At 36.5% G+C, this 6,348-nt stretch carries 4 protein-coding genes and 3 tRNA genes; 1 reads left to right on the top strand and 6 read right to left on the bottom strand.

The features are described from left to right. Positions 1–123: 123 nt before the first annotated feature. From JQC92_RS20490 to JQC92_RS20475, 4 genes are all read right to left on the bottom strand, one after another. Positions 124–209 (bottom strand) — tRNA-Leu (locus JQC92_RS20490). A gap of 47 nt (positions 210–256) precedes the next feature. Continuing rightward, a tRNA-Cys gene (locus JQC92_RS20485) sits at positions 257–330 on the bottom strand. A gap of 9 nt (positions 331–339) precedes the next feature. Next, a tRNA-Gly gene (locus JQC92_RS20480) sits at positions 340–415 on the bottom strand. An 873-nt stretch (positions 416–1,288) separates the two neighbouring features. Then, positions 1,289–3,142 (bottom strand): AsmA family protein, encoded by a 1,854-nt coding sequence (locus tag JQC92_RS20475; protein ID WP_205001392.1) that lies wholly within the window; start codon positions 3,140–3,142, stop codon positions 1,289–1,291. Between the two features lie 510 nt (positions 3,143–3,652). On the opposite strand from JQC92_RS20475, the gene JQC92_RS20470 reads away from it, so the two are divergent. Continuing rightward, positions 3,653–3,964 carry a hypothetical protein gene (locus tag JQC92_RS20470; RefSeq protein ID WP_205001391.1) on the top strand — a complete coding sequence of 104 codons (312 nt, stop codon included), beginning with the start codon at positions 3,653–3,655 and terminating at the stop codon, positions 3,962–3,964. Here JQC92_RS20470 and JQC92_RS20465 read toward each other — a convergent pair. Both JQC92_RS20465 and pssA read right to left on the bottom strand, forming a co-directional pair. Continuing rightward, on the bottom strand, positions 3,951–4,712 hold the full coding sequence (locus JQC92_RS20465) for a tRNA-uridine aminocarboxypropyltransferase (protein ID WP_205001390.1): 762 nt from the start codon (positions 4,710–4,712) through the stop codon (positions 3,951–3,953). The two genes, JQC92_RS20470 and JQC92_RS20465, sit on opposite strands and share 14 nt — an antisense overlap. 35 nt (positions 4,713–4,747) lie before the next feature. Continuing rightward, positions 4,748–6,076, bottom strand: a complete 1,329-nt coding sequence (gene pssA / locus JQC92_RS20460; protein ID WP_420851334.1) for a CDP-diacylglycerol--serine O-phosphatidyltransferase — start codon at positions 6,074–6,076, stop codon at positions 4,748–4,750. Positions 6,077–6,348 lie beyond the last annotated feature (272 nt).

The following is a 6,348-nucleotide window of genomic DNA, read 5'->3' as shown; positions in this document are numbered from 1 at the left end:
CATGTTATAGACCTTTCTTTGTTGTGGGGACAACTAGAAAAGTCTTAACATGAGTGGATGCTACAGGCATAGCCTGTCGCTGATTACCACGCCCAAAGGACGTGGTTTTAATTTTTCAATAAATGGTACCCGAGGCCAGACTTGAACTGGCACGCCTATTAAGCGAGGGATTTTAAATCCCTTGTGTCTACCGATTCCACCACTCGGGCAATTTGAGCGTAAATAAAAGCAATAGAACACTTCTATTTAAAAAATGTGGAGGCGCGACCCGGAGTTGAACCGAGATAGACGGATTTGCAATCCGCAGCATAGCCATTCTGCCATCGCGCCCTAGAAGATTGGAGCGACATATCGGGTTCGAACCGATGACCTATACCTTGGCAAGGTATCGCTCTACCAACTGAGCTAATGTCGCATTAAAACTTCATTCGTAATCAATAAGCGATTGATTTCTTGTTGACTACGAAAACGCATTTTACGGATTTAGCAAAAGGAGTCAATGATTGGATATAAGATTTATTTCTAAGTGAACAATTAGTAGTCTTTCCGTATTTAAAGTATATACCCATACCTGAAGATGCTCGATTTCAGCGAGAATGCACAACTTGTTAATCAAGGCGACGGTGTGCGGCAATAGTGAGCTATTGTTAGCACTGGCAACGAAGAGTAACAAGCTGTGCAACTCGCACTGCGTGGACTTCTCAGCGCCAATTCTTCTTTGTTACATTAGCTTGAAAGAATCCCGATATTCCTTCGTTAATGCGCCTCAAAGAATTGGCGCTGAAAGAGTCCTGAAACATGTATCTTCAGGTATCATGGGTATACGCATGTAGCACAAACCTTAATGGCATCTGTCATTAATAGATACTTAATGAATATTTTTAAATATTACTTTTATATCAATAAGTATTAATAACTTTTTCATTGAGGTGTACTAATGATAGAAAGTCCAGCACCAGCTAACAGATAGCATATTATGTAGAAAGCTTTCCAGGGCTCAGGCTCAAACTCAATGACTTAGGTAATAATCAGTATAAAATTGCTGATATTGAAGAAGGGTTAGACCAGCCGGATGGAGCAATGAATAAACAAAAGACTCCCCTTTGTTGCTAACTAAAACAGATAAAGACGTAAACGTAAAGTTCAAAGCTGAGGATGAAGGAATGCATAATTTCTCAATTACTAATTATGCTTTTATGAGCGGACCATTAGCTAAGGTGGAAGTAAAAGCATCAGAATAAGTGATGAATACTCTCTACCTCAAGTAAGTTGAGGTAGAGAGTAAGCCTTAAAAGCCAAACTTCTTAAAAAGCTTATCTTTTAGCTTATCTTTCAATTTCTCTTTTTCTTGATCGATTTTTTCATCAAGCAATGCTTTTGTATCGATTGAAAATTTAGGATTTGTCATTTCACCTGAGATACGTAACGGTATTTTAATACCACTTAAATCGTCTTTCTTCGATTTTTGACCTTTTAGTGAAGCCACAATTTCTGTTTGCAGCAAGTAGTCAATTGTTTTTTTGACGAGGTTTACATCACCCTCACCCTTCAATCTCAATAACGGCGACGCCATCTCAGTATCATCAAGTTTAACAACGCCTTTAACTATTTTGAATTTTGTACCTAAACGAGTAAAATCTGTTTTCTTCTGTTTGGCTTCTTCAATTGCTTCGCCTTTAAACTTTGCTTTGGCATTTCGAATCATGAGTGGGATATTTACCCCGTATATTGCACCGTCAGTAAATTCAGCGTTACCTTGTGCAATAAGATTCTCGAGAATCTTATCAGGATTCAAACTGGTTCCATGACCTGATAAATTGAATAACGTAGTACCTGCAAGAATTTCAGAATTAACTGCATCTTTTAAAAGCGGCTGTACTTGAACGCTCGATAACCTTGTCTTAAATTGATACTCAGGCTTGCCATTTTTTGCCAGCAAACGGGCTGAAGAAGCCAGTTTGCCTTTATATAAATGACCAGAGAAGTCCTTAACGTTTAATACCCCATCTTTTAAACTACTTTCAAGATTCCAATCATTGGTTTTGATCTTTTTAAATTGAATTGCTTTAATTTTTAGTGAAATATCCGCATTTACTGTCTTTAATGCGCCTAAATCTGGTTCTGAGCCAGGTAGTTTTTTAGCGTCTGAAGGCGTTGTTGCAGCAGACTGTTCAGACGTTTCTTTATCTTCTTTTTCCTTCGGAAGGTAAGGCGTTATGTTGACAACACCAACGTTCAGTGAAGCATTAAGATAAGGGACTTTTTTACCGAAATTAACTTGTGCCTTGCCAGAAGACTTAATCGCATCGATATCAAAGGCATTTAACTTCAAAGTCGCTGTTTTGGCCTTTGTATCGACTTGTGCATCGAGCTGAACTCGATTTTCAATTTTGCCGTTAGGAATCGAAGCGCCATTGATGTTGGTTTCGACTTCCAGCGATTTAAGAGCAAAAGTTGAAAGTGACTGATTAATATTGATCACCCCAGAGCCTGACGATGTTATTTGATTTTCATTGACATCAGCTTGGAGTTCGAAAGTTAACTTTGAGTCTTTGTCTAAATCAAAGTCATCTAGATTCAATTTTTTGATATTAAATTGATTAGCGACATTAGTGTTGTCATCGCGCATATTTACAGTGACATCAGTAATGGAGATGCCATTGATGTGTAAAGCGTTAAGCATTTGACCCGGAGTTTCATCCGTAGCTTTGTCATCAACTTTGTTCTTATTGACAGCCGACTTTTCCGAAGCACTACCGCCTAAACCATCTAAACTCGACTTACCATCTTTTTTAGTAATTAAGTTAAATGTTATTCCGTCAAAATTTAAACGACTGATTTCTACTTGTTTAGAAAGCAGTGGAAGAAATTTCACCTCTGCCACCGCTTTAGTAACGGCTAACATTTGGTTTTTAAAGCCTTTTGGTGCAGACAAACTTAGTTGTTCTATCTCTATACCTAAACTCGGGTAAACCGTCCATTTTAAGTCTTTTTCAATCTTTAACTCTCTACCCGTTTGTTCTTTAACTAAAGAAACCAGTTCAGGCTTGTAGTCATTGAGATCAAATAAAAAAGTTAAATATAGGGCTAAGCAAACAATCAGGGCTAAAAGGGTTATTAAACCCCACTTAATGACTTTCATCACGCAATCTCCAGAACGAAAAAATAAGTTATTTGCATCCATGCTCGTGTTGTCAATAAGTCCAGAGAAATTCAATCTCTTGAACACCACAATGCAAGAAGAGTTTATTCTACAACTGATTCGTTCACATTCTCAAATAACAATTTAGATTTAGTGTATGCATTATTTGATTTTTTACGTAATGAATGTGAAGTAAATCTTTTCAACGCCTAAAACTTGACTTAACTGAACACAGCAACAACATTGTTTCAACTTTGATCAATTATTGTTGAAACTTGAAAGATGCTAAAACTGCATAATGGGTATCTCTAGCAATAAATCACATTTTATTGGTTTTATTCACCAATAAAACCTGTAAATACTGCAAATCAATATTGTTAATTCTGCCATTCCCCGTATAATTCTCGCTCAATTGTTGAAGGTTTGTTCAACTAAATACAAAACTAATAACAATGATATTTTTCAACAATTTCGAATATTTTTCCTGACTTTCAACAACAGACATCAAAAATGAAAAACAACTTAGATTTAGAAAAAGCGTTATCAGCGTTAGACGACTATGGCTTTGAACAAAAGCAATCTGCTAGCCTCGAGGCCGCTCGTAATAAAAGTCAAATGCAAAAGTATTTAAAAACGCTCAATTATAGCTTAAAACGGTTAGAGGTATTGCAAGAAGCTGTTACTGAGTTGGTTACTAAAGAAAAAGAACAACAAAAGAAAAAAGAGTTAATTCAGACTTATAAAACAAAAGTGTTTAACTTATCGAGAGAATATAACCTGAGTTACGATGAAGTTATAGAAATTATGGCTAATCAAGCTTAGCCATAATTGCTTTCTCATGAGCAATTTCAAACTGCTCTATATACTCAGAAAATGGCGTTAATGTGGATATCGGACGTTTATTCCGACCAAGTAACGCTGATTCTTTAAATACATTAGACCATTGCTTTAATGCTTCAGCGTTTGGCTTCTCACCAAAACATTCTAAAGCCATCGCTGCAACTTCTGCCGTTCCTAGCTGAAAATCTCTTTGTCCTTTTCTAATGACATACTCAGAAACGAATTCAGGGCTAAATGACAACATTGGAATACCCCTAAGGTATTCAGATTTTCTGAACATCTTAATTGCTTCTCGCCACGTTCCATCGAGTAAAATAAAGAGTGTTTTTTTACCCGAAAACTCAAGTGAGCTGCTTTCAGAAAAAACGATTTCACTCTCAGCGTATTCGTCAGGGAATATTAAAACAGGCTGGTACTCGGGGTTTTGAATCAAATCTAAAAGCTTTTGTTCGACTTCAACTCTTGACCATAAGAAAGGATAGGTTTCAGGGAATAAATCGGCAATTAATCTGCCCGTGTTAGATGGTTTTAAGACTTCATCGTCATACATCAATAATAAGAATGATGCATTCGAAGCTAACTGCCTTCTGTGTTCACATATACACCATTTAATGTTCTGTAAACACAATTTACAGCGACTGACGTTTTTTCCTCTCGCATTAAACGATTTAGTAGAAAGAGATTTTCGGTGAGTATATAAATCGTGGATACGGTGTTTAATTGGTTTCATAGGTATGATGGGCACCAAGTGGCGCCCTGATTTGATCATAAAATTCTTCGAAGAAAAAAGTCAGCTCGTAGTCGTTTAATTCGCGTAAGAATCTTTTTTACTGCTACAGGGTAATCTTTCAACGATTCAATTTGACTATAATGATACAACTGAGTTGTATGTTGAATAATATGCGTTTTTTCGTGAGAAAACTGTTCTTTCCATACTTGTTCAGGATCTTGTATTAATAAGCCATTTTCGAGATCAAGTGACCAAGCTCTAGGATTCAAATTTGAGCCTGTAATAAGATAATTTTGGTTATCGGCACTGATCCCCTTTAGATGAAAACTATTAGTTTCGTGCTTCCATAAATGAATACGAAGTAAACCTTTATCAATCGCCCATTGCTGACGTTTCACAAACTTTCTTAGTGATTGTTCATAAATATATGGAACAGCACCAATGGTAGTAAAATCTTTTTCTTCTGGGATAAAAAAGTCATTGGCGGTCTTATCGCCTACCACTATGTCAACTTGCTTTCCTTGACGTAAATGCTTAATTAATGCTCGGCTCAATGCGTAAGGCGGGTTAAAATATGGCGTACAAATGAATAGCGACTCTGAGGATTCTTTAACTAAATCTATAACCGTTTTATTTAATACGTTTTTCTTTCTTCCGAGACCAACCAGTGGCGTAATTCTAGTACCATTTTTAGTACCTGAATATTCATACCTAGCCTGTGATAACTTTACTTTGAAGTTTCTTATCTGCTGTTTTGACGGGATTTTATCATTGTCTTTATCGCCAAGCGCAACTACAGCGTCATCTTCAGAAAGTTCGTGAAGCATATAGTTTCGCATTGAAGCAGCTAGCTCAGGAGACTCAATGACATGATATCGATCAAATCGATAGCGGTCACCGACATGTAAGTAGATATTATTTAGGCTCGAACCACTGAAAATAACGGCGTCATCAATCACAAAGCCCTTTAAATGAAGTACACCCAAAAACTCTTTCGTTTTAATCGGCGTGCCTAATATCTCAATAGGATGATCAGCTACGGCATTTTTAGAGCGATACATAAAATAATTACCGCTGTCGCCTTTTTGACCAATCAAGCCTCTGCGTGCTCGATGAAAATCAACAAACACTTTAATATCTATTTTTGGATTGTTTGATTTTGCCGCTAATAGAGCATCAAAAATCTCTCTACCTGCTTCATCGTCTTCTAAATATAATGCAGATAAATAGATGTTATTTTTAGCATTTTTGATTCTAGATAATAGTTCATGTCTAAAACGTTCTGGTGTCAGTAACCAAGAAATAGAATCTTTAGAAATTGGAATGCCACTCAACTGGCTAAGCAAAGCCTTCTCCTTATTTATCAGGCTTCTGATTTTGTTGTTTATATAGTCAGAAGCATGCACACGATAAAATGAATATAGAAATTACCGATTTGCGAATGATTCGGCAACCTTTTTAAGCGAAAAGACCTGTTATGATTGTGAGGTTGCTCTAAAAACGTTCATTAAGCCTGACTCTTCTACACAAATTTGAAATAAATTGAACTTATTGTAAATCCGTTGATCTGATCAAGAAACTCCTTATACAAAACAGCAAATCATGTCAATTTATCATCATAACCAATGGTCAACAG

Source organism: Parashewanella hymeniacidonis (assembly GCF_016900895.1).
GTDB classification, from domain to species: Bacteria; Pseudomonadota; Gammaproteobacteria; order Enterobacterales; family Shewanellaceae; genus Parashewanella; species Parashewanella hymeniacidonis.
Note: the sequence above shows the minus strand (reverse complement) of the source record. Positions and strands in the feature narration are given on the sequence as shown.